A 22,657-nucleotide genomic window follows, 5' to 3' on the forward strand; every position below is an offset into this window, starting at 1 on the left:
TTAAATAAATGGTTTCTGCTTAGGCATAAAAAAAGCCAGTCATTTGACTGGCTTTTCAGGGGACGCGGCGATAATTAATCGTCGAGGAAGCTACGCAGCACTTCAGAACGGCTCGGATGGCGCAGTTTACGCAGCGCCTTCGCTTCGATCTGACGAATACGTTCGCGGGTTACGTCAAACTGTTTACCCACTTCTTCCAGCGTGTGATCGGTATTCATGTCGATACCAAAGCGCATACGCAGGACTTTCGCTTCACGGGCGGTCAGGCCAGCCAGAACGTCGTGGGTGGCGGCGCGCAGGCTCTCGGTGGTGGCAGAGTCCAGCGGCAGTTCGAGGGTGTTATCCTCGATAAAATCTCCCAGATGCGAATCTTCATCGTCGCCAATCGGCGTTTCCATGGAGATAGGCTCTTTGGCGATTTTCAGCACCTTACGAATTTTGTCTTCCGGCATCAGCATGCGTTCTGCCAGCTCTTCCGGCGTCGGCTCGCGGCCCATCTCCTGCAGCATCTGGCGGGAAATACGGTTGAGCTTGTTGATAGTCTCAATCATATGCACCGGAATACGGATGGTGCGCGCCTGGTCTGCGATAGAGCGGGTGATCGCCTGACGGATCCACCAGGTTGCGTAGGTGGAGAACTTGTAGCCGCGGCGGTATTCAAACTTATCAACCGCCTTCATCAGACCGATGTTGCCTTCCTGGATCAGATCGAGGAACTGCAGACCGCGGTTGGTGTATTTCTTGGCGATCGAGATAACCAGACGCAGGTTCGCTTCAACCATCTCTTTCTTCGCACGGCGCGCTTTCGCTTCACCGATGGACATACGACGGTTGATATCTTTTACCTGCTCGATGGTCAGGCCGGTCTCTTGTTCAATCTGCTGCAGTTTCATCAGGCCGCGCTGAACGTCTTCTTTCACGTCAAGCAGCTTCTCTGACCACGGCTTGTTCATGGCGATGGCCGCATTGAACCAGGTTTCGCTGGTTTCGTTGCCGGTGAACAGAGTGATGAAGTTTTTCTTCGGCATTTTGCACTGCTCAACGCACAGCTTCATGATGATACGTTCTTGAGTACGAACGCGATCCATCATGATACGCATGCTGTTAACCAGGTAATCGAACTGCTTCGGTACCAGACGGAACTGTTTGAACACTTCGGACAGCTTGAGGATCTCTTCCTGCGCTGCGGCGTGGCTACGACCTTTCGCTTTGATGGTGTCGCGGGTCAGTTCGTACTGCGTACGCAGCTCGGCGAATTTCTCGCGCGCCAGCTCGGGGTCGATGCTGTTGTCGTCATCGCTGCTGTCGTCGTCTTCTTCTTCATCTTCGTCTTCGTCGTCATCCATCTCTTCCTGAGAGAGTTCAGAACCGACGTGCGTCGCCGTTGGCGCCATATCTTCTTCGGCGTTCGGGTCGACAAAACCGGTGATCAGATCGGACAGACGCGCTTCTTCCGCTTCAACGCGATCGTACTGCTCCAGCAGATAGGTGATCGCTTCAGGGTATTCAGCCACCGAGCACTGAACCTGGTTAATGCCGTCTTCGATACGTTTAGCGATGTCGATTTCGCCTTCGCGCGTCAGCAGTTCGACGGTACCCATTTCACGCATGTACATGCGCACCGGGTCGGTTGTGCGTCCGATTTCAGACTCAACGCTGGAGAGAACCTGCGCCGCAGCTTCTTCCGCATCTTCGTCAGTATTGTTGTTCGTTTCAGCAAGCAAAAGATCATCGGCATCCGGTGCTTCTTCCATCACCTGAATGCCCATGTCGTTGATCATTTGGATGATGTCTTCGATCTGGTCGGAGTCGACGATATCTTCCGGCAGATGGTCATTGACCTCGGCATAGGTCAGATAGCCTTGCTCCTTACCACGTTGGACAAGAAGCTTCAGCTGTGACTGCGGGTTTTGCTCCATAAGACGGTATCCACACTTAATTCGTTTGATTGGTGTAAGCAGGCGAACTGCCAACATTTAAAGCGAGGGCGTACTTATATTATTGCCGCTGCGCCTCGAGCGGCTGTCGGGGTCTTCCCGAACGATATTCGGCACTTAAGCCGTTAAATTCATTTTTTTTCCAGGGCTTGTCTGATTTCCCAGAACTCCCGGCGTTCTTCACTGCTTAAACCGTGAGTGCGGTCGCGAGCTATCAACTCTTCTTGCCGCTGTTCAAGCATTGCATCAAAAATTCGGTTTAGCGTGTCGGTGAACATTTTTTCAACATTCTCATCCCTTATATCGTTCCAGGCTGAGAGTTTTTCAAGTGTTGAGTATTCACTTGTCCCGCGATAGTTCTCTAACAGTTGCCCCGTGGTCAGGCCCGGCTGCGCAACACAGAGGTTCACCAGCTCGGAGAAGAGGCTGAGTCCCGGTAATTTGCTCTGCGCCAGCCCCTGCAAAGGCGGCACCAGCGGCGCCAGATTGGGATTCTGCACCAGCAGTCCTATAAGTATACGCATAGGCGTCTGTTTTATCTGCTGAGCCGGGCGTACGACGCCACTTTCTGCCTGTTTCGGCATTAAACGATCAAGCTGGGTATCATCAAAAATGCCCAGCTTCAGGCCCAGCATCTGGCGCAGCTGAATACGATGCGCATCGCCAGGAACCTGACTGATGAGCGGCAGCGCCAGTGCGGCCAGCTGCGTACTGCCATCCGGCGAACTCAGATCGACCTGCGGTAAGAGGCTGTTAAATAAAAACGTGGAGAGCGGCTGAGCCTGCTCCATCCGTGCTTCAAAAGCCTCTTTACCCTCTTTACGTACCAGCGTATCCGGATCTTCACCATCGGGCAGGAACATAAAGCGTAGCTGACGACCATCGGTCATGTACGGCATTGCCGTTTCCAGCGCACGCCAGGCCGCATCTCGCCCGGCGCGGTCGCCGTCGTAACAGCAAATTACGTTGTTCGTCGCACGGAATAATATATGCATGTGGTCGGCCGTGGTCGATGTACCCAGCGATGCAACGGCATAGTTAATACCGTACTGCGCCAGAGCGACGACATCCATATACCCTTCGACAACCAGCAGCCGCGGTGGTTCTGCCTGGTGCTGCTGCGCTTCATAAAGGCCGTAAAGCTGGCGGCCTTTATGGAAAATATCGGTTTCCGGGGAGTTGAGGTATTTCGGCGTATCGTTACCCAGTACGCGACCACCAAATCCAATCACCCGGCCTCGTTTGTCGCGAATCGGAAACATCACGCGATTGCGGAAACGGTCGTAAGTTCTTCCCTGGTCGTTGTTGACCAGCATTCCGGCATCGAGCAGCAGTTTCCTGTTGTCGACATTACCGCCGAAACGTTTTAATGCGTTATCCCAGCCTGGCGGCGCAAAACCAATAGCAAACTGCTGGACAACTTCGGCACTCAGACCGCGTTGCTCCAGGTACTGGCGCGCAGGTTCGGCATTAGGTTGGGTGAAGGTTTGCTGATAAAAGTCATTTAACCCTTCCATTAGCTGATAGAGATTTTGCCGCTGATGGCGCTCTATCTGACTCAGGCCCGTTCCTGCTTCATACGGCACGTCTAGATTATGCATGGCAGCCAGCTCTTCGACGGTTTCCACGAACTCGAGCTTGTCGTAGTTCATCAGGAAGTCGATAGCGTTGCCGTGCGCACCGCAGCCGAAGCAGTGGTAAAACTGTTTTTCACCGTTGACGGTGAAAGAGGGGGTTTTTTCGTTATGGAATGGACAGCACGCGTGAAAATTTTTGCCCTGCTTTTTCAGCTTTACCCGGGCATCGATCAGATCGACGATATCGGTGCGCGCCAGCAGGTCATTGATAAATACTCGTGGAATTCGTCCAGCCATATGCCCCGTTTTATACACGTTACCCTTCAAGCTGCCTCTGCGTTGGCTTCGCTCGTTCACCCTGTCACTTACTTCGGTAAGCTCCGGGGACTCACTCCCTTGCCGCCTTGATGCATCTTGAATGATTGAGTGTATATGCTAATGCATAAACGAAAATAAGCCGCGCATTCCTTTCGGAAGCACGGCCTTACAACTACAACTCGGTCTGAATTGAGAGCCTGGCTCCCAACAGATTAGTACAGACGAGTGCGGCGTGCGTTTTCGCGAGCCAGTTTCTTCGCGTGACGTTTCACTGCGGAAGCTTTAGCGCGTTTACGTTCGGTAGTCGGTTTTTCATAGAACTCACGACGACGAACTTCCGCCAGAACACCTGCTTTTTCGCATGAACGTTTGAAGCGACGCAGCGCTACGTCGAACGGCTCGTTTTCACGTACTTTAATTACCGGCATGTAACTCTCACCTTTGATAAATTCGGTTTGCCGCTGGCATCAGCGCCAGCTTATTTCAAAATGGTGCGGAATTTTACTGCAATTGCTGCTGCTTTGTAAAGCACCGACGCGATTTTTGAAAGGGACTTTTATAAGGACAGGGAGTATACACGAAGTGAACGCCAGGGGTGAGGAAAGTTTTACATCAACCCGCATTGGTCCTACACTGCGCGGTATTGAAACGAGGTAAAACTAGCCATGCGTGTACTGGGAATTGAAACATCCTGCGATGAAACCGGCATCGCCATTTATGACGACGAAAAAGGTCTGTTAGCCAACCAGCTGTATAGTCAGGTGAAATTACACGCTGACTACGGCGGCGTGGTGCCCGAGCTGGCCTCGCGCGACCACGTACGTAAAACCGTCCCCCTGATTCAGGCGGCGCTCAAGGAAGCCGGGCTGACGGCAAAGGATATCGATGCCGTTGCGTATACGGCGGGCCCCGGCCTGGTGGGCGCGCTGCTGGTCGGCGCAACGGTTGGCCGTTCGCTGGCGTTCGCCTGGAACGTGCCGGCGATCCCGGTACACCATATGGAAGGGCACCTGCTGGCGCCGATGCTGGAAGATAATCCGCCGCAGTATCCTTTTGTCGCGCTGCTGGTTTCCGGCGGCCATACCCAGCTGATCGGCGTCACCGGCATTGGCCAGTATGAACTGCTGGGCGAATCGATTGACGACGCGGCGGGCGAAGCCTTCGATAAGACAGCGAAACTGCTGGGGCTGGATTATCCCGGCGGCCCGATGCTGTCGAAGATGGCCTCCCAGGGCACCGAAGGGCGCTTTGTCTTCCCGCGCCCGATGACCGACCGCCCCGGGCTGGATTTCAGCTTTTCTGGCCTCAAGACCTTTGCCGCGAACACCATTCGCAGCAACGGCGATGACGATCAAACCCGCGCCGATATCGCCCGCGCTTTCGAAGATGCGGTCGTGGATACGCTGATGATTAAGTGCCGCCGCGCGCTGGATCAAACCGGCTTTAAACGGCTGGTGATGGCGGGGGGCGTCAGCGCGAACCGTACACTGCGCGCAAAGCTGGCGGAAATGATGAAAAAGCGCGGCGGTGAAGTCTTCTACGCTCGTCCTGAATTCTGTACCGATAACGGCGCGATGATTGCCTATGCGGGGATGGTCCGTCTGCGCTCCGGCGCTAAAGCGGAGCTCGGCGTCACCGTTCGTCCGCGCTGGCCGCTGGCTGAGCTTCCGGCGGCATAACGTCTGATATTTCACAGGCCGACGTCCTGTCGGCCTGCCTTCGCGACTTATTCCATACTCTTACACAGCGAGCAAATCGCCCCCTGGTGCTTGTGCGAATGCATCACGTCAGGACGTTCGTACTCTTCCCGGCAGCTCAGGCAGCGGTAAACGGTGATCGACGCGTTACCCTGCGCATCGTAGCGCGGCTCGGCGATACCATCATCGTGCTGTTTAATGTAATAGCGCCCGCGGGTGGCGATCCCCATGACCGGCGTCATCACGAAAGCCACCGCCAGCGCAATCAGCGGCGAGAACGGCGCCAGCGTTTCGCCCAGCAGGCCGAAGAAGGCGCTAATCGACAGGCCTGCCGCGAGGGCAAAAGAGACCACGCCTACCGGGTTGACGTTGTAGATCATCCCGCGGCGATACTCCGGCTGCGCCGGCGCCAGCTTCAGAACCCCTTTGTTGACGGTGATGTCGGTGGCGACCACCACCACCCAGGCGATGGCAAAGTTAGAATAGAAGCCGAGGATCCACGCCAGAGCGCTAAACATATCGCCTTCCATCAGGGCAAGGGCAATCGTCAGGTTGACGATGACGAAAATAATCCGCCCCGGATAACGTTTGGTGGTGCGCGTCCAGGCGCTGGTCCACGCCAGCGAGCCGGAATAGGCGTTGGTGACGTTAATTTTAATCTGCGAGATAACCACCAGCACCACCGCGAGGGTGAGCGCCAGCCAGCCGGGGACCAGGTTATCGAAGACGCTGACGAACTGTTGCACCGGTTCGGTGTTGTGCACCGCCGGGAAGCGGGTCAGCAGATAGAAGCCGAGGAAAGCGCCGATAATCTGTTTAATCGCGCCTAATACGACCCAGCCCGGGCCGGCGGAGAACACCGCCAGCCACCAGCTTTTGCTGTTTTCCGCGGTCTTCGGCGGCATAAAGCGCAGATAGTCGATCTGCTCGCCAATCTGCATGATCAGCGACAGGCAGACCCCCGCGCCGAGCATAATGGCGGTTAAATCTACCGTTGAGGCGTTGTTTTTACCGGCGAAGTTCATAAAGCCGTCCACCAGATCCGGGTCTTTGGCGATAAGCCACGCCACCGGAACCACCATCAGGACCAGCCACAGCGGCGTCGTCCAGACCTGAAGGCGAGTCAGCGCCTTCATGCCGTAGACCACCAGCGGCAAGACCATCAGCGTGGCGATGAGGTAGCCCATCCACAGCGGGATCCCCAGGCCCACCAGCAGCCCCTGCGCCATGATCGAGCCTTCAAGCGCGAAGAAGATAAAGGTAAATCCGGCGAAGATAATGCTGGTGATCACCGAACCAAAGTAGCCGAAACCGGCGCTGCGGGTGATCAGGTCGAGGTCGATGTTATAGCGCGCGGCGGTAATCGCCAGCGGAATACCGGTAAGAAAAATAACCAGCGCCGCCAGCAGGATCGCGTAAATCGCATTGGTGGTGCCCCAGGCCATGCCGATGCTGGCGCCGATAGAAAAGTCAGCCAGATAGGCGATGCCGCCCAATGCGGTCACCGCGACAACCCCCGGTCCCCAGCGGCGAAAGCTCAGCGGAGCATAGCGAAGGGTATAATCTTCCAGCGTTTCTTTGGAGCCGGAGGCACTGGTTTGCGCAGGTAAATCAGTTTTTATATCCAGTGATGACATAGTCATTCCTTAATGGTTAGGCATGACTGGAATTAGCAAACCTTATGCCACATCGCAGGGCAGGCGCTATCAGGGCTTCATGAAGGGGATGGTTAAAGAGAGGGCAGGGTATGCACCATCCCGACACCTCTGCGCCGGGATGGTGCAGGGGTTACTTGCCGAGCATGCCTTTGTCTTCGATAAAGGCGATGATATTTTGCAGGCCGTCGCCGCTTTTCAGGTTGGTGAAGCTCCACGGGCGTTCGCCGCGCATGCGCAGGGTATCGCGCTCCATCACTTCCAGAGACGCGCCCACGTACGGTGCAAGATCGGTTTTGTTGATCACCAGGAAGTCGGATTTGGTGATCCCCGGTCCGCCTTTGCGCGGGATCTTTTCCCCTTCCGCCACGTCGATGACGTAGATGGTGAGATCCGCCAGCTCCGGGCTGAAGGTGGCGCTCAGGTTATCGCCGCCGCTTTCCACAAAGATGAGATCGAGATTGCCGAATTTCTCGCTCAGCGCTTCCACCGCGGCAAGGTTCATCGACGCATCTTCCCGAATAGCGGTATGCGGGCAGCCGCCGGTTTCGACGCCGACAATTCGTTCAGGCTCCAGGGCGCCAGCCTCGGTGAGAATGCGCTGATCTTCTTTGGTGTAGATATCGTTGGTCACCACCGCCAGCTGCCAGGTGTCGCGCATGGCTTTGCAGAGGGCTTCCAGCAGCGCGGTTTTTCCGGAGCCGACCGGGCCGCCGACGCCGACGCGCAGCGGTTGCTTAATCATGTTCATACCTTCTCCTAAGAACGGAATAATCGGGAATACTGGGTTTCGTGCCGGGCGGAAGCGATAGCCGCAAGCGGCGTCGCCGAACCGATGGCGTCGTCCGGGGTCGCCAGGGCGCTGTCCATGTCCGCCGCGTAGCGGTCGCACAGGCGAAGAATCAACTGCTGGGCCGCCTGCTGGCCAAAGGGCACCAGCTTGACGCCCGCCATCACCGCGCTTTCAATCCAGCTATAGCCAAGGCTCAGGGCCAGGTCAGGAATGGCGATTTGCCAGCGTACGCCGAGCCACGCCATGCCGGTTAGCTGACTTTGCTGGCACAGCTTGCGCCATTCGGGCGGGCAGTCCGGCTGCCAGTCGGCCAGCAGCCGGGTGAAGGCCGCGCCGCGGTTGCGCTCTTCATCGCGCAGCTCGCGGGTTTCCCGGCAGGCGAGCAGATAAGCGGTCCAGCGCCGGGCGCAGGCCAGATCGCCCGCTTCGCAGGCCCGGTAGAGACGGGCAAACAGCGGCAGGTCGACGGTAAAAAAGCTCTGCTCCATTTGGCGCAGCTGCCAGCGCTCAAAGGCGGCGGTATCCGCTACCCAGCCCGCTTCCACCGCCCACTCCAGCCCCTGGGACCAGCTGTAGCCGCCAACCGGGAGGCTGCTGCTGGCAAGCTGCATCAAGCGCAGACGTTTTTCCGGCGTCGGCATTTAGTGGCTGTGCTCACGATCGTGATGGTGGTGGTGATGGCCGTGCGATTCGCTGGCGTAGGCGCCGGCTTCCGGTTCAAACGGCAGATGCGCGAAATCCACGGCCAGGCCAAACTGGCGCAGCATATCGTCCAGGACGTGATCGTGATGATAGCGCAGCTCGCCGGGCATAATCTGTAGCGGCACGTGGCGATTGCCAAGGTGATAGCAGGCCTTCGCCAGCATAAAGGGGTCATCGCAGCGTACGACCGAAACGGCTTCATCAGCGGCGATCACTTCAATGAATTCGCTACCGTTTTCGTTACTGAGAATGTCGCCGCCGCGCAGCAGCAGACCGCGCGGCAGCAGCAGGCCCGCCTGACGGCCATCGTTAAGCGTGACTTTAATGCGGCTTTTTACCCGCACGTCAATCGGCAGGGTAACGCTGGCCGTGGCCTGCGCCGGGGTCTCCACCCGTTGGGTCAAATAAAGCATTTGCGCTCCTTAAAACAGGAAATAACGTTGCGCCATCGGTAACACGTCCGCCGGTTCGCTGGTTATCAGTTCGCCGTCGATGCGCACCTCGTAGGTTTGCGAATCCACGGTAATAGTGGGCAGCAGGCCGTTGTGGTGCATATCGCCTTTTTGTACCGTGCGGCAGCCTTTAACCACCGCCGTCGCGCTGTGCAGGTTCAGCCGTTCAGCGACGCCGTTTTCCGCCGCCGCCTGCGACAGAAAGGTCAAACGGCAGCGGTGGCGAGCGCTGCCCAGCGCGCCGAACATCGGGCGATAGTGCACCGGCTGCGGCGTCGGGATAGAGGCGTTGATGTCGCCCATCGGCGCCATCGCGATCATGCCGCCTTTGACGATCGTCGCCGGCTTCACGCCGAAGAACGCCGGGGACCACAGCACCAGATCCGCCAGTTTACCCACTTCAATCGAACCGACTTCATGGGCGATACCGTGGGTTAACGCCGGATTAATGGTGTACTTGGCGATATAGCGCTTCACGCGGAAGTTGTCGTTATCGCCGCTCTCTTCCGCCAGCGGGCCGCGCTGGACCTTCATCCGGTGCGCCACCTGCCAGGTGCGCAACACCACTTCGCCGACGCGCCCCATCGCCTGCGAATCAGACGAGGTGAGGGAGAAGGCGCCCAGATCGTGCAGGACGTCTTCCGCGGCGATGGTTTCCCGCCGAATGCGCGATTCGGCAAACGCCACGTCCTCGGCGATATCCGGGTCGAGATGATGGCAAACCATCAGCATATCCAGATGTTCGTCAATGGTGTTGACGGTATAGGGCAGCGTCGGGTTGGTTGACGAGGGCAGAATATTGGGGTGCGCGCAGGCGGTAATAATATCCGGCGCATGGCCGCCGCCCGCGCCTTCGGTATGGAAAGTATGGATAGTGCGCCCGCCGATGGCCGCCAGGGTATCCTCAACGAATCCGGACTCATTGAGGGTGTCGCTGTGCAGCGCGACCTGCACGTCCATTTCGTCGGCCACCGTCAGCGCGCAGTCGATTGCCGCCGGGGTCGCGCCCCAGTCTTCGTGAATTTTCAGGCCGATAACCCCGGCCGCGACCTGCTCACGCAGCGCATCCGGATTCGAACCATTGCCTTTACCCAGCAGGCCAATATTGACCGGCAGGCTGTCCGCGGCCTGCAGCATCCGCGAGATGTACCACGGCCCGGGCGTGCAGGTCGTGGCGTTGGTGCCCGCCGCCGGGCCGGTCCCGCCGCCGATCATGGTGGTGACGCCGGAGACCAGCGCCTCTTCCGCCTGCTGCGGACAGATCCAGTGAATATGCGTATCGACGCCGCCGGCGGTGACGATCTTGCCTTCCGCCGCAATAATTTCCGTGGCCGCGCCGATCGGGATCGTGACGTTGGGCTGAATATCCGGGTTACCGGCTTTGCCGATCGCGAAGATCCGCCCGTCTTTGACGCCGATGTCGGCTTTGACGATCCCCCAGTAATCGACGATCAGGGCATTTGTCAGCACCAGATCCACACACCCGGCGGAAAGCATCTGTCCCTGGCCCATACCGTCGCGGATCACTTTGCCACCGCCGAATTTGACCTCTTCGCCGTAGGTGGTCAAATCATCTTCGACCTCGATCCACAGCTCGGTGTCCGCCAGGCGAACTTTATCGCCGGTGGTGGGGCCGAACATGTCGGCATAGGCCTGACGTGAAATGTCACTCATCGTTTGCCTCCAGCGCGCCCATAACGTCTCCGCGGAAACCGTACACCGCGCGGGTTCCGGCCAGCGCCACCAGCTCCACCTCGCGCTTTTGGCCAGGTTCGAAGCGCACTGCGGTGCCGGCGGCGATATTCAGGCGATAGCCGGTCGCCTGCTGGCGATCGAACTTCAGCGCCGGGTTGACCTCGGCGAAGTGGTAATGCGAGCCGACCTGAATCGGCCGGTCGCCGTGATTTTCAACGATAATGCAGCAGGTGGCGCGGCCGACGTTAATCGCTATCTGGCCGGGTTTTACCTGATATTCTCCTGGGATCATCGCGCTACCTCAGATTATCGGGTTATGGACGGTAACCAGCTTCGAGCCGTCCGGGAAGGTGGCTTCGACCTGGATATCGGGGATCATTTCCGGCACGCCTTCCATGACCTGGTCGCGGCTCAGGACGTGGCGTCCTTCTTCCATCAGCGCCGCGACGCTTCTGCCATCGCGCGCGCCCTCCATAATAAAGGCGCTAATCAGGGCCACGGATTCGGGATAATTGAGCTTCAGACCGCGGGCCAGGCGACGCTCCGCCACCAGCGCGGCGGTAAACAGCAACAGCTTGTCTTTTTCTCTGGGTGTCAGTTCCATAGCGTTCTCTTAAGTCAGCCAGATTCGGGGGAGTACCGGAGATTTGCCGGTCAGGTGCGGGCGCATAAATTGCCAGATATCGCGCATCGCCCGCTGGCAACGCAGATTATCGTCACTTAGAAAGCGTACCGTCAGCAGGCCGTCGGTGAGCGTCGCGCCGGCGTAGTTTGCCAGCGGCGTAAGTTTTTCGCGTACGCCTTCGAGCAGCGTTTCGTTCGCCGGGTAGAACAGCATCGTTCCCACCCACGGCTGCTGCGCGACGCAGGCCAGCTGTCCATCGGCCAGGCTCAGGCGCTCAATCAGCAGCGGAGAGCCGCCGACCCACACCTCCAGGCGATTGGCGAGTGCGCCGTGGCTAAAGGCTTCGCCGATGACCGGCCGGCCAAGGCACAGCAGGTCCCACGCCAGCAGCGTGCTGGAGGCGGCGAGATGAAAGGCGGTAGACAAAGCGGCGTTGGCGCCGGGAAAGAAGATCGCGTCCTGCGGCAGCCACTCGAGCGTTGAGTTTTCGGCCAGCGTCAGGGTTTGCTGAAGACGCGCCTGCGCGCCGCTGCTGCGATAGAACTTGCTGGCGCCGGGCATGGTGATCAGCGTGTGGCACCCGGGATCCATCGTCGCGCTAATGGTGAGTTCATCGCCGCCGACGATACCGCCGGGCGGATGAAGCAGATAGAGGTGACAGGTCTCTTCTTCGGGATAAAACGGGCGCTGAACGGTGAGGGGACCGACATGACGACGGGAGGCGAGCGTGGTTTTCCCGCCGAGAAATTGAAACTGGAGGTCCAGCGAGGCCTGCCAGCCTTTTTTATTCTGTGGTAACACGGTGCCGTGCAATGTCGCGCCCCTGCAAAATCAAGATAAAACAGCAGCGAAGAGTATTGATCGGGGGCCAATCATCCCGGTCATATGAAAAGCTTATACCCGTCATACTTCGAGCCGCAGCCGCGTTGGTTTACTTTAATCACCTGGGGCTTACTTGCCGCGAAGTTGCGGCGCAGCAAAGGTTATTTCTGCTCCGGCGTTTTTTTCTTCTTTTTGAGCCGAGTCCAGATGCGGGTTTCCTGACGACGCCACAGACGCTGTATGTTGTCGTGATGGCGCAGCAGAATCAGGCATGACAGCATCGAAACCGGGAAAGTGTACTGCGGTTTGAACCACCAGACATAGAACGGAGCAATCAGCGCGCTCACGATAGCCCCCAGCGAGGAGTAGCCGCTGAGCAGAATCGTCAGCAGCCAGGTTCCGGCCATCACGCCGGTGAGATCCCAGCCGATAGGAGCAATGGCGCCGAAAGCGGTGGCCACGCCTTTACCGCCGCGAAAGTTAAAAAATACCGGCCAGATATGGCCCACGCAGGCGGCGATCGCCACCAGGCCGAGCCAGAACGGCGTCAGGCCTAACGCCCACGCGCCCCAGACCGGCAGCATGCCTTTCAGTACGTCAAAAATAAGCACCGCTACGGCTGCGCCCTTGCCGCCAATTCGCAGGACGTTCGTCGCCCCTGGATTGCCGGAGCCGCTGTCGCGAGGGTCGGGAAGGCCAGCGAGGCGGCAAACGAGAATGGCGCTGGAGATTGAGCCGCAGAGGTAGGCGAGGATAACCAGTCCAGGCGCGATTGCACTCATCAGCTGTTCCATTTTGAAAGTGTCGTTTTATCCCCTGCGCACTGCGCGTTGTCCGCGCATTGGCTCGCCGGGACCCATAGCGACGCTATGCTCCTGGAGCCTTGCCGCGTCGCTGTCTTCCTGCAACGCAAATTATTTAGGGGATGTCTTTGCATCTGTGGATAATACGCATAATTGGCCGGAAGTGGTATCCGGTTTAGCCAAAAAGCAGGCAGGTCGTGATGGATATTGTATTTATAGAGCAACTTTCGGTAATCACCACAATTGGTGTTTACGACTGGGAACAGACCATCGAACAGAAGCTGGTGTTCGATATCGAAATGGCGTGGGATAACCGCAAAGCGGCGGCCAGCGATGATGTCAGCGATTGTCTCAGCTATGCTGATATCAGCGAGCTGGTAATCAGCCACGTCGAAGGCGGGCGTTTTGCGCTGGTGGAACGCGTGGCGGAAGAAATTGCCGACCTGCTGCTGGAAAAGTTTCAATCTCCATGGGTACGTATTAAAGTCAGCAAACCTGGGGCGGTAGCCCGGGCGGCTAACGTCGGCGTCATTATTGAACGTGGCCTTAATCTGAAACAAAACTTTTCAGGTCATACTCGTTAAACAAATTGCGTTTATACCGGTCATAGAATCCGGCCATCAGGCTATTTTCTTTGCCGTTTTGCCCTGTGACAGCGTTCGAAATCCTTGCGTACAACCTGTACGCTCACTTTTCTGCGCGCTGTCTGTGGCCAAATAAGCACGCCTGATAGCTCGGTTCTTCGTTCCTGGTTTTTTTCATTTTACTTTTTAAAGGGTTTAATTGGATGAGCGATATACACTCGCTGCTGATAGCGGCAATATTGGGTGTGGTTGAGGGTTTGACAGAATTTTTACCTGTCTCCAGTACTGGTCATATGATTATTGTCGGTCATCTGCTGGGTTTTGAAGGCGATACCGCGAATACGTTTGAAGTCGTCATTCAGCTTGGTTCCATTCTGGCCGTTGTGGTGATGTTCTGGCGCCGCCTGTTTGGTCTTATCGGCATTCATTTTGGCAAAAAGCCCGAGCATGAAGGCCAGGGCAGCGGTCGCCTGTCGCTTATCCATATTCTTTTGGGGATGATCCCGGCGGTGGTGCTGGGGCTGATTTTCCACGATACCATCAAGTCGCTGTTTAACCCGATAAACGTGATGTATGCGCTGATTGTGGGCGGCGTGCTGCTGATCGCGGCGGAAGTGCTGAAGCCGAAACAGCCGCGCGCGGTGGGCATTGATGATATGACCTATCGTCAGGCGTTCGTCATCGGCTGCTTCCAGTGTCTGGCGCTGTGGCCGGGCTTCTCGCGTTCCGGGGCGACGATTTCCGGCGGGATGCTGATGGGCGTCAGCCGCTATGCGGCCTCTGAGTTCTCGTTCCTGCTGGCGGTGCCGATGATGATGGGCGCAACCGTACTGGATATGTACAAGAGCATTGGCTTCCTGAACGCCGGCGATATTCCGATGTTTGCCGTCGGTTTTATCACGGCATTTATCGTCGCGCTGATTGCGATTAAAACCTTCCTGCAGCTGATTAAACGTATTTCGTTTATCCCGTTCGCCATCTACCGTTTTATCGTTGCGGCAGCGGTCTACGTGGTCTTCTTCTAAGCGCCCGCCCTCAGTCCCGCGGCTGAGGGCAACGCTTTTCTTTCCAGCGGGCGACGGCCTGAATCCGCCGACGCGTCAGCTCTTCACGAATTTCAACGCCCTGAAAACCTTCCGCCACCACCTCTTTAGTTGAAACCGACCGGGCAACGTCCCAGGCTTCCAGCAGCAGGCGACCCTGCGGATAATCGCAGGCTTCAAAGCCGGTGCGCCCGCGCACGTCGGCCTCGCTGGTTAACGCGATTTGCCTGACACGATGCGGCTTGCGCCAGGCGTCGATATTATCGAACAGCTTGACCAGCGTTTTCGGCTGCAGGATGGGCAGGGTATGAATCAGATCGTGAAATTCGGCGACCAGTTTTGCCAGGTCGCGCAGCTCGTTTGGCACCCGCAAACGGGCGCAGAGCTGCTCGACCAGCTTAACGCCAGCCGGACCGTGACCATGATGGCGCGGCCAGAGCGCTTTCGGCGTCAGCCCTTTCCCGAGGTCGTGGCATAGGGTGGCAAAACGGACATCCACTTCGGGCGAGAGCATCGCCGCCATGGTGACGGTCATCAGCGTATGCAGGCCAGTGTCGATTTCCGGGTGCCATTTAGCCGGGGCCGGTACGCCATAAAGAGCGTCGACTTCCGGGAACAGCACCTTGAGCGCGCGGCAGTCGCGTAATGTCTGGAAGAAGACCTGCGGATTGCGGGTAGAGAGGGCGCTTTCCGTCTCTTTCCACACCCGCTCAGGCGTGAGGTACGCCAGCTCGCCAGCATCGGCCATCGCCCGCATCAGCGCCATGGTTTCATCGGCGATACGGAACCCCAGATGCGCGTAGCGGGCGGCAAAACGCGCCACGCGCAGGACGCGTAGCGGGTCCTCGCTAAAGGCGGGCGAGACGTGGCGCAGCAGGCGCTGGCGTAAATCAGCCTGGCCGCCGTAGGGATCGATAATCTGGCCGTCGGCGTCCTGGGCCAGCGCGTTGATCGTCAGATCGCGGCGCAGCAGGTCTTGCTCAAGGGTGACGTCAGCGGCGGCATAGCAGGTAAAGCCGGTGTAGCCGGAGCCGGACTTGCGCTCGGTGCGCGCCAGCGCATACTCTTCGCGGCTTTGCGGATGCAGGAACACGGGAAAATCACGGCCTACCTGCTGGTAGCCCGCGTCGAGAAGTTGCTGAGGCGTGGCGCCAACCACGACCCAATCTTTGTCTTTAACCGGTAGCCTTAATAACGCATCTCGTACTGCACCACCGACCAGATAAACCTTCACGCCTCACTCTCCCGTCTTTATTTTCTTACGATGATACGTAAGTCTGGCAGAGAAGACGAATTAGTTCATCCAGCGGTCTTTGCGTTTGCGGCTCGGTACCAGGTGCGGCAACACCAGTCCGAGGATCAGGCCGACGCCCAGCACGCCGCCGCCGTACATAAACCACTGCATGATAATGGTTCGCTGTTTGTCATCAAGCTGCAGATTTGCGGCGTTTACCTTTTTCTGCGCGACAACCAGCTCATTTTTCAGCTTTTGGTTCTCTTCTTTCAGACCGTTTATCACGGCGTCGCTACCGGCGACTTTCTTCTGCATGTCCGCCGTGCGCTGATTCCAGGTGGTGTCGATGTTGTTGAGTTTGTCGGTCAGGGTTTTGACCTGGTTTTCCAGATCCGGCACGCGGGTGCGCAGGCTGGGCTCGTTGCTCAGCTCTTTCAAGGGGATCCAGGCGGTACGGCCGCTGTTGTCGCGTACCTGAGCGTAGTTCGTGCTGTCGTTGGTTTGCAGCACCGCGACTTCTTCACCGGCGTTGATGGTGCCCACGAGACGATAGTTATCGCCCGGACCGCTGCGCACCCAGGTATTCAGTTCATCTGAAACGTAACGTTTTTCTTCCGCGTGAACCGCCGTGGCGGCGCTCAGCGCCAGCAAAGTCAATGTAATAAGGCGTAATTTTGGCATCAGGTCATCGTTTGGTCATAAAAAGTTGAACGATAGTAGTGGCATCGCCGAAGCGACGCAAAGTTTTCCGCCACAATCGGAATCATCCAGGAGGTGGCCCGGCAAAATGCGCATTGCATGGCGATTCGCCGCAAAATACTATTTACTGACAAGAAATATCGTTGTTAGTTCGCCGCAATTTCCCGGCACAGCATATAAGCGGAAGAATTCAGTCATGGCTCAAGAAATCGAATTAAAGTTTATCGTCGCTCAGGATGGCGTTGACGCGCTGCGTCAGCACCTCAACGCGCTGGAGGCAAAGCATACGCCAGCGGGTCAATTGCTGAATATTTACTATGAAACGGCGGATAACTGGCTGCGCCGCCACGACATGGGGCTGCGCATTCGCGGCGACCAGGGGCGCTATGAAATGACGCTGAAAATCGCCGGGCGCGTCGTCGGCGGCCTGCATCAGCGTCCGGAATACAACATTCCGCTGGACACCCCGGAGCTGGCGCTGGAGAAACTGCCGGCTGAGGTCTGGCCGCAGGGGGAACTGCCGGCGGCGCTCGCACAGAACGTACAGCCGCTTTTCAGCACCGATTTTGAGCGTGAAAGATGGGTGGTCAAAGAAGGCGACAGCGAAATTGAAATCGCTCTTGACCGCGGCGAAGTTAAAGCCGGCGAGCATCAGGAACCGATTTGTGAACTGGAGCTGGAACTGCTGTCCGGTACTACGCAGGACATTCTGACCCTTGCCCGTCGCCTGCTGGATACCGGCGTACTGCGTCAGGGCAGCCTGAGCAAGGCGGCGCGCGGTTATCATCTGGCGCAGGGCAATGAAGAACGTCCGCTGACCGCGTTAACGATCCTTCGCGTCGCGCCGAAGGCCAGCGTCGAGCAGGGTCTGGAAGCGGCGCTGGAAAGCGCGCTGGCGCACTGGCTGTATCATGATGAACTCCTCAATCGCGGCAATACAAAAGCGAAAGCGGAGATTTTGCACGCTATCGCCCGCGTGCGGCACGCGCTGGTGCTGTTTGGCGGTATTGTCCCGCGCAAGGCCACCACGCTGCTGCGTGAGCGTCTGAGCGAAGCTGAGGCGGCGCTGGCGGAGGCCGAAACCGCCCAGGCGGCGCTTTTCAGCGTGGCGACCGTCAGAGCCAAGCTGACGCTGACCGATCTGCTGATAAACCACGGCTGGCGTCCCTTCCTGAACGCAGCCGGAGAGCAGAAAATTGCCGGTTCGTTTAAACGCTTCGCGGATATTCAGCTCTCCAGAGCGGCGGCGGAGCTGAAAAACGCCTTCCGCCAGCCGTCCGCTGACGGTTATGTCGATCAGCTTCCGCGCCTGACCCGTGAAATTGACACCGTTCAGCTGCTATCCGGCGCTTATATCGACGCTGCCGCGCCGTGGCTGGAAAACTGGCAAGAAACCCGCCGGGCGATAGCGCATAACGACAGCAGCGTTATCGAATATTTTCGTCGCCAGGCGCTGGCCGCGGAGCCGTTCTGGCTGCATAGTGGAAAACGATAATTTCAGGCCAGGGAGCCCCTAAGATGCCGCTTTCTTCGCAATTACAGCAGCACTGGCAGACGGTCGCAGGCCGGCTACCAGCGGATTTTCCCGTATCGACGTTGAGCGATCGGGCGCAATCGGTCATGGCCTTTAGCGATTTCGTCGAACAGAGTCTGATCGCGCAGCCGCAGTGGCTGGCGGAGCTTGAAAGTGCGCCCCCCGAGGCGCAGGAGTGGCATCACTATGCCGACTGGCTGCAGGTTCGCCTGGCCGAGGTCAATGATGAAGCCGCGCTGATGCGCGAGCTGCGCCAGTTTCGCCGTCGGATCATGGTGCGTATCGCCTGGGCCCAGGCGCTATCGCTGGTCAGCGAAGAGAGCAGCCTGCAGCAGCTAAGCGCGCTGGCGGAGACCTTAATCGTCGCCGCGCGCGACTGGCTATACGCCGCCTGCTGCCGTGAATGGGGCACTCCGTGTAATGCTGAAGGTACGCCGCAGCCGCTGCTGATCCTCGGGATGGGCAAGCTCGGCGGCGGCGAGCTGAATTTCTCCTCCGACATCGATCTGATTTTCGCCTGGCCGGAGCATGGCGCCACGCGCGGCGGCCGTCGCGAGCTGGACAACGCCCAGTTTTTTACCCGCCTCGGGCAGCGCCTGATTAAGGTGCTGGATCAGCCCACCCAGGATGGCTTTGTCTACCGCGTTGATATGCGCCTGCGCCCGTTTGGCGACAGCGGCCCGCTGGTGCTGAGCTTTGCCGCGCTGGAGGATTATTACCAGGAGCAGGGGCGCGACTGGGAGCGCTACGCGATGGTGAAAGCGCGAATCATGGGCGATAACGATGGCGTTTACGCCAGCGAGCTGCGCGCCATGCTGCGGCCGTTTGTCTTCCGCCGCTATATTGATTTCAGCGTGATTCAGTCTCTGCGTAACATGAAGGGAATGATCGCCCGTGAGGTGCGCCGTCGGGGACTGAAGGACAATATCAAGCTCGGCGCGGGCGGCATCCGCGAAGTGGAGTTTATCGTCCAGGTCTTCCAGCTGATTCGCGGCGGACGCGAACCGATGCTGCAACAGCGGGCTTTGCTGCCGACGCTGGCCGCCATCGAAGAGCTGCACCTGCTGCCGGAAGGGGATGCGCAGAGGCTGCGCGAAGCCTATCTGTTTTTGCGTCGCCTGGAAAACCTGCTGCAAAGCATCAACGACGAGCAGACGCAAACCCTGCCGCAGGATGAACTTAATCGCGCCCGGCTGGCCTGGGGGATGGGGGCTGCCGACTGGGATACGCTCAGCGCGCGGCTGGCGGAGCAGATGGCCAACGTGCGGCGCGTGTTTAATGAATTGATCGGCGACGATGAAACCCAGTCGCCGGATGAACAGCTTGAAGAGTACTGGCGCGAACTGTGGCAGGACGCGCTGCAGGAGGATGATACCAGCCCGGCGCTGGCGCATCTCGCCGACAGCGATCGCCGCAGCGTGCTGGCGCTGATCGCCGATTTTCGTAAAGAGCTGGACCGGCGTACGATTGGCCCGCGCGGCCGTCAGGTGCTCGACCAGCTCATGCCGCATCTGCTCAGCGAAATCTGCTCGCGCGCGGATGCCCCGGTGCCGCTGGCGCGCATTACGCCGCTGCTCACCGGGATTGTCACCCGCACAACCTATCTGGAGCTGCTGAGCGAATTCCCCGGCGCGCTAAAGCACCTGATTAGCCTGTGCGCGGCGTCGCCGATGGTCGCCAGCCAGCTGGCTCGCCATCCGCTGCTGCTGGACGAGCTGCTGGACCCGAATACGCTTTATCAACCGACGGCCACCGATGCCTATCGCGACGAACTTCGGCAGTATCTGCTGCGCGTACCGGAAGATGATGAAGAGCAGCAGCTGGAGGCGCTGCGCCAGTTTAAGCAGGCGCAGCTGCTGCATATCGCCGCGGCCGATATCGCCGGAACCCTGCCGGTGATGAAAGTGAGCGATCACTTAACCTGGCTGGCGGAGGCGATGATTGACGCGGTGGTCCAGCAGGCCTGGCTGCAGATGGTGGCCCGCTACGGGCAGCCGACGCATCTGCACGATCGCCAGGGGCGCGGTTTTGCGGTGGTTGGCTACGGTAAGCTGGGGGGCTGGGAGCTGGGCTACAGTTCCGATCTCGATCTGGTGTTCCTCCACGATTGTCCGATGGAGGTGATGACCGACGGCGAGCGCGAAATCGACGGTCGTCAGTTTTATCTGCGGCTGGCGCAGCGCATCATGCATCTTTTCAGCACTCGCACCTCGTCGGGCATTCTGTACGAAGTGGACGCTCGCTTACGTCCTTCTGGTGCGGCGGGCATGCTGGTGACCACCGCCGATGCCTTTGCTGATTATCAACAAAATGAGGCATGGACCTGGGAGCATCAGGCGCTGGTTCGCGCCCGCGTAGTGTATGGCGATCCTGAGCTACAGGCGCGCTTTGACGCCATTCGTCGGGATATTCTTACTACCCCGCGAGAAGGCGAAAAACTGCAGACCGAAGTGCGGGAAATGCGCGAAAAAATGCGCGCTCACCTGGGGAATAAGCATCACGATCGCTTTGATATTAAAGCCGATGCCGGGGGTATCACGGATATTGAATTTATTACCCAGTATCTGGTCCTACGCTATGCCAGTGATAAACCGAAGCTCACGCGCTGGTCCGATAACGTCCGTATTCTGGAACTGCTGGCGCAGAACGACATTATGGACGAGGCAGAGGCGAGGGCGTTAACTCACGCTTACACCACGCTGCGCGATGCGCTCCATCACCTGGCGCTGCAGGAGCAGCCGGGGAACGTGGCGCCAGAAGCGTTTAGCCAGGAGCGTGAACAGGTCAGCGCCAGCTGGCAGAAGTGGTTGATGGCTTAACTAAAAAACCGGGTGTGCTATTATCGCGCGCAAAGTTTGCGTCTCGCAGGAGAGAGGAATGAAAGTAACGCTGCCAGAGTTTGAACGTGCAGGAGTGTTGGTGGTTGGCGATGTGATGCTGGACCGCTACTGGTATGGTCCCACCAGCCGTATTTCGCCGGAAGCGCCGGTGCCGGTGGTGAAGGTGGAAAATATCGAAGAACGTCCTGGCGGCGCGGCAAACGTGGCGATGAACATTGCGTCGCTCGGCGCGACCTCTCGTCTGGTTGGCCTGACCGGGATTGACGATGCCGCCCGCGCGTTAAGCAAGGCGCTGGCCGACGTCAACGTGAAGTGCGACTTTGTGTCCGTCCCGACCCATCCGACGATTACCAAACTGCGCGTGCTGTCGCGCAACCAGCAGCTGATTCGTCTCGATTTTGAAGAGGGTTTCTCCGGCGTCGATCCGCAGCCGATGCACGAGCGTATTCAGCAGGCGCTGAGCTCCATTGGCGCGCTGGTACTGTCTGATTACGCCAAAGGCGCGCTGACCAGCGTCCAGACCATGATTAAGCTGGCTCGCGACGCGGGCGTTCCGGTGCTTATCGACCCGAAGGGCACGGATTTTGAACGCTATCGCGGCGCCACCCTGCTGACGCCTAACCTCTCAGAATTTGAGGCGGTCGCGGGTAAATGTAAGGATGAAGAAGAGATCGTTGAACGCGGGATGAAAATCATCGCCGATTTTGACCTCTCGGCGCTGCTGGTGACCCGTTCCGAGCAGGGGATGACGCTGCTGCAGCCGGGGCGACCGCCGCTGCATATGCCCACTCAGGCCCAGGAAGTCTATGATGTTACCGGCGCGGGTGATACGGTCATCGGCGTGCTGGCGGCGACGCTGGCCTCCGGCAATACTCTGGAAGAGGCCTGCTACTTTGCCAACGCGGCGGCGGGCGTCGTGGTCGGTAAACTCGGTACCTCTACCGTTTCGCCTATCGAACTGGAGAACGCGGTGCGCGGGCGCTCCGAGACCGGTTTTGGCGTGATGAGCGAAGAAGAGCTGAAGCTGGCGGTTGCCGCGGCGCGCAAGCGCGGCGAGAAAGTGGTGATGACCAACGGCGTGTTCGACATTTTACACGCGGGCCATGTTTCCTACCTGGCTAACGCGCGCAAGCTGGGCGATCGGCTGATCGTTGCGGTGAACAGCGACGCGTCAACCCGGCGCCTGAAAGGCGACTCTCGCCCGGTCAACCCGCTGGATCAGCGGATGATCGTGCTGGGCGCGCTGGAAGCCGTCGATTGGGTGGTCTCTTTTGAAGAGGATACCCCGCAGCGTCTGATTGCCGGAATTCTGCCGGATCTGCTGGTAAAAGGCGGCGACTATAAGCCGGAACAGATCGCCGGTAGCGAAGAAGTCTGGGCAAACGGCGGCGAGGTGCTGGTGCTCAACTTTGAAGATGGCTGCTCGACGACCAACATCATCAAGAAGATCCAGAAAGATAACAAACAGTAATGTTTTCTCTTCGCACCGTAGCGGCGGTATGTCCGGAATTAGCGCGCTAACCGAGGCGTAACCGGCGATAACGCTGCAAAACAGGACAAAAGAGGCCCGCGATCGCCTAATCGCGGGCCTCTTTTTATCCCTGCATGAACACCACCTCCTATGGAGGTGGTCAGCAATAAGTTGGC

20 protein-coding genes and 1 pseudogene are annotated in these 22,657 nt (G+C 58.4%); 7 read left to right on the forward strand and 14 right to left on the reverse strand.

The features are described 5' to 3' along the window. Positions 1–74: 74 nt before the first annotated feature. The 3 genes from rpoD to rpsU form a co-directional block, all read right to left on the reverse strand. On the reverse strand, positions 75–1,919 hold the full coding sequence (rpoD, locus tag SIK97_RS14800) for an RNA polymerase sigma factor RpoD (RefSeq protein WP_004105908.1): 1,845 nt from the start codon (positions 1,917–1,919) through the stop codon (positions 75–77). A gap of 149 nt (positions 1,920–2,068) precedes the next feature. Next, entirely contained in the window at positions 2,069–3,811 is a 1,743-nt protein-coding gene (gene dnaG, locus SIK97_RS14805; RefSeq protein WP_049103638.1) for a DNA primase, read from the reverse strand. 233 nt (positions 3,812–4,044) lie between these two features. After that, positions 4,045–4,260 carry a 30S ribosomal protein S21 gene (gene rpsU, locus SIK97_RS14810; RefSeq protein WP_001144069.1) on the reverse strand — a complete coding sequence of 72 codons (216 nt, stop codon included), beginning with the start codon at positions 4,258–4,260 and terminating at the stop codon, positions 4,045–4,047. A gap of 237 nt (positions 4,261–4,497) precedes the next feature. Between rpsU and tsaD the strand changes: the two genes are divergently transcribed. Next, the gene (gene tsaD / locus SIK97_RS14815; RefSeq protein WP_014226897.1) at positions 4,498–5,511 is read left to right on the forward strand and encodes a tRNA (adenosine(37)-N6)-threonylcarbamoyltransferase complex transferase subunit TsaD; all 1,014 of its coding nucleotides are present in this window, start codon (positions 4,498–4,500) and stop codon (positions 5,509–5,511) included. A 47-nt stretch (positions 5,512–5,558) separates the two neighbouring features. On the opposite strand, the gene SIK97_RS14820 is transcribed toward tsaD, so the two are convergent. The 8 genes from SIK97_RS14820 to SIK97_RS14855 form a co-directional block, all read right to left on the reverse strand. Beyond that, positions 5,559–7,166 carry a purine-cytosine permease family protein gene (locus SIK97_RS14820; protein ID WP_025105908.1) on the reverse strand — a complete coding sequence of 536 codons (1,608 nt, stop codon included), beginning with the start codon at positions 7,164–7,166 and terminating at the stop codon, positions 5,559–5,561. 151 nt (positions 7,167–7,317) lie between these two features. After that, positions 7,318–7,935 carry an urease accessory protein UreG gene (ureG, locus tag SIK97_RS14825; RefSeq protein WP_004105899.1) on the reverse strand — a complete coding sequence of 206 codons (618 nt, stop codon included), beginning with the start codon at positions 7,933–7,935 and terminating at the stop codon, positions 7,318–7,320. Between the two features lie 8 nt (positions 7,936–7,943). After that, positions 7,944–8,618, reverse strand: a complete 675-nt coding sequence (locus SIK97_RS14830; protein ID WP_014226895.1) for an urease accessory protein UreF — start codon at positions 8,616–8,618, stop codon at positions 7,944–7,946. Continuing rightward, complete coding sequence (gene ureE / locus SIK97_RS14835; RefSeq protein ID WP_032692886.1) at positions 8,619–9,092, reverse strand: urease accessory protein UreE; 474 nt, start codon at positions 9,090–9,092, stop codon at positions 8,619–8,621. A gap of 9 nt (positions 9,093–9,101) precedes the next feature. Continuing rightward, on the reverse strand, positions 9,102–10,805 hold the full coding sequence (gene ureC / locus SIK97_RS14840) for an urease subunit alpha (protein ID WP_014839580.1): 1,704 nt from the start codon (positions 10,803–10,805) through the stop codon (positions 9,102–9,104). Further along, entirely contained in the window at positions 10,798–11,118 is a 321-nt protein-coding gene (locus SIK97_RS14845; RefSeq protein ID WP_014226892.1) for an urease subunit beta, read from the reverse strand. The genes ureC and SIK97_RS14845 overlap by 8 nt, the downstream gene beginning before the upstream one ends. Positions 11,119–11,127: 9 nt before the next feature. Continuing rightward, a complete protein-coding gene (locus tag SIK97_RS14850; protein WP_025105909.1) occupies positions 11,128–11,430 on the reverse strand; it encodes an urease subunit gamma in 303 nt (100 codons plus the stop codon). A gap of 9 nt (positions 11,431–11,439) precedes the next feature. Next, entirely contained in the window at positions 11,440–12,264 is an 825-nt protein-coding gene (locus SIK97_RS14855; RefSeq protein ID WP_047722903.1) for an urease accessory protein UreD, read from the reverse strand. Here SIK97_RS14855 and SIK97_RS14860 point away from each other — a divergent pair. After that, a pseudogene (locus SIK97_RS14860) lies at positions 12,254–12,337 on the forward strand (short-chain dehydrogenase); the annotation flags it as partial. The gene SIK97_RS14855 and the pseudogene SIK97_RS14860 sit on opposite strands and share 11 nt — an antisense overlap. Positions 12,338–12,434: 97 nt before the next feature. Here the strand turns inward: SIK97_RS14860 and plsY are convergent. Next, positions 12,435–13,055: a glycerol-3-phosphate 1-O-acyltransferase PlsY gene (gene plsY, locus SIK97_RS14865; RefSeq protein ID WP_004854283.1), complete on the reverse strand. Its 621-nt coding sequence runs from the start codon at positions 13,053–13,055 to the stop codon at positions 12,435–12,437. 221 nt (positions 13,056–13,276) lie between these two features. On the opposite strand from plsY, the gene folB reads away from it, so the two are divergent. Continuing rightward, entirely contained in the window at positions 13,277–13,660 is a 384-nt protein-coding gene (folB, locus tag SIK97_RS14870) for a bifunctional dihydroneopterin aldolase/7,8-dihydroneopterin epimerase (protein WP_014226889.1), read from the forward strand. Between the two features lie 203 nt (positions 13,661–13,863). Further along, positions 13,864–14,685 (forward strand): undecaprenyl-diphosphate phosphatase, encoded by an 822-nt coding sequence (gene bacA, locus SIK97_RS14875; RefSeq protein ID WP_004854277.1) that lies wholly within the window; start codon positions 13,864–13,866, stop codon positions 14,683–14,685. A gap of 10 nt (positions 14,686–14,695) precedes the next feature. On the opposite strand, the gene SIK97_RS14880 is transcribed toward bacA, so the two are convergent. Both SIK97_RS14880 and SIK97_RS14885 read right to left on the reverse strand, forming a co-directional pair. Continuing rightward, a complete protein-coding gene (locus SIK97_RS14880) occupies positions 14,696–15,937 on the reverse strand; it encodes a multifunctional CCA addition/repair protein (protein ID WP_057173288.1) in 1,242 nt (413 codons plus the stop codon). Positions 15,938–15,997: 60 nt separating this feature from the next. Continuing rightward, positions 15,998–16,618: a TIGR04211 family SH3 domain-containing protein gene (locus SIK97_RS14885; protein ID WP_014226886.1), complete on the reverse strand. Its 621-nt coding sequence runs from the start codon at positions 16,616–16,618 to the stop codon at positions 15,998–16,000. Between the two features lie 214 nt (positions 16,619–16,832). Here SIK97_RS14885 and SIK97_RS14890 point away from each other — a divergent pair, with 214 nt between their 5' ends. From SIK97_RS14890 to hldE, 3 genes are read left to right on the forward strand one after another with little or no spacing between them, the layout of a single operon-like run. Continuing rightward, entirely contained in the window at positions 16,833–18,131 is a 1,299-nt protein-coding gene (locus SIK97_RS14890) for an inorganic triphosphatase (RefSeq protein ID WP_057173287.1), read from the forward strand. Between the two features lie 23 nt (positions 18,132–18,154). Then, positions 18,155–20,989, forward strand: a complete 2,835-nt coding sequence (gene glnE, locus SIK97_RS14895; protein ID WP_004854270.1) for a bifunctional [glutamate--ammonia ligase]-adenylyl-L-tyrosine phosphorylase/[glutamate--ammonia-ligase] adenylyltransferase — start codon at positions 18,155–18,157, stop codon at positions 20,987–20,989. Positions 20,990–21,047: 58 nt separating this feature from the next. After that, complete coding sequence (hldE, locus tag SIK97_RS14900; RefSeq protein WP_014226884.1) at positions 21,048–22,481, forward strand: bifunctional D-glycero-beta-D-manno-heptose-7-phosphate kinase/D-glycero-beta-D-manno-heptose 1-phosphate adenylyltransferase HldE; 1,434 nt, start codon at positions 21,048–21,050, stop codon at positions 22,479–22,481. The last annotated feature ends 176 nt before the right edge of the window (positions 22,482–22,657 follow it).

Source organism: Klebsiella sp. JN_Kp126 (assembly GCF_033843325.1).
GTDB lineage: Bacteria > Pseudomonadota > Gammaproteobacteria > Enterobacterales > Enterobacteriaceae > Klebsiella > Klebsiella michiganensis.

What these genes read in the sequence shown, in the direction of transcription:
- tsaD (WP_014226897.1), top strand. Translation starts at nt 4,498, where the DNA reads ATGCGTGTACTGGGAATTGAAACATCCTGCGATGAAACCGGCATCGCC.
- glnE (WP_004854270.1), top strand. Translation starts at nt 18,155, where the DNA reads ATGCCGCTTTCTTCGCAATTACAGCAGCACTGGCAGACGGTCGCAGGC.
- SIK97_RS14820 (WP_025105908.1), bottom strand. Translation starts at nt 7,166, where the DNA reads ATGTCATCACTGGATATAAAAACTGATTTACCTGCGCAAACCAGTGCC.
- SIK97_RS14885 (WP_014226886.1), bottom strand. Translation starts at nt 16,618, where the DNA reads ATGCCAAAATTACGCCTTATTACATTGACTTTGCTGGCGCTGAGCGCC.
- rpsU (WP_001144069.1), bottom strand. Translation starts at nt 4,260, where the DNA reads ATGCCGGTAATTAAAGTACGTGAAAACGAGCCGTTCGACGTAGCGCTG.
- SIK97_RS14830 (WP_014226895.1), bottom strand. Translation starts at nt 8,618, where the DNA reads ATGCCGACGCCGGAAAAACGTCTGCGCTTGATGCAGCTTGCCAGCAGC.
- SIK97_RS14845 (WP_014226892.1), bottom strand. Translation starts at nt 11,118, where the DNA reads ATGATCCCAGGAGAATATCAGGTAAAACCCGGCCAGATAGCGATTAAC.
- ureG (WP_004105899.1), bottom strand. Translation starts at nt 7,935, where the DNA reads ATGAACATGATTAAGCAACCGCTGCGCGTCGGCGTCGGCGGCCCGGTC.
- SIK97_RS14890 (WP_057173287.1), top strand. Translation starts at nt 16,833, where the DNA reads ATGGCTCAAGAAATCGAATTAAAGTTTATCGTCGCTCAGGATGGCGTT.
- ureE (WP_032692886.1), bottom strand. Translation starts at nt 9,092, where the DNA reads ATGCTTTATTTGACCCAACGGGTGGAGACCCCGGCGCAGGCCACGGCC.
- rpoD (WP_004105908.1), bottom strand. Translation starts at nt 1,919, where the DNA reads ATGGAGCAAAACCCGCAGTCACAGCTGAAGCTTCTTGTCCAACGTGGT.
- SIK97_RS14850 (WP_025105909.1), bottom strand. Translation starts at nt 11,430, where the DNA reads ATGGAACTGACACCCAGAGAAAAAGACAAGCTGTTGCTGTTTACCGCC.
- folB (WP_014226889.1), top strand. Translation starts at nt 13,277, where the DNA reads ATGGATATTGTATTTATAGAGCAACTTTCGGTAATCACCACAATTGGT.
- hldE (WP_014226884.1), top strand. Translation starts at nt 21,048, where the DNA reads ATGAAAGTAACGCTGCCAGAGTTTGAACGTGCAGGAGTGTTGGTGGTT.
- bacA (WP_004854277.1), top strand. Translation starts at nt 13,864, where the DNA reads ATGAGCGATATACACTCGCTGCTGATAGCGGCAATATTGGGTGTGGTT.
- ureC (WP_014839580.1), bottom strand. Translation starts at nt 10,805, where the DNA reads ATGAGTGACATTTCACGTCAGGCCTATGCCGACATGTTCGGCCCCACC.
- dnaG (WP_049103638.1), bottom strand. Translation starts at nt 3,811, where the DNA reads ATGGCTGGACGAATTCCACGAGTATTTATCAATGACCTGCTGGCGCGC.
- plsY (WP_004854283.1), bottom strand. Translation starts at nt 13,055, where the DNA reads ATGAGTGCAATCGCGCCTGGACTGGTTATCCTCGCCTACCTCTGCGGC.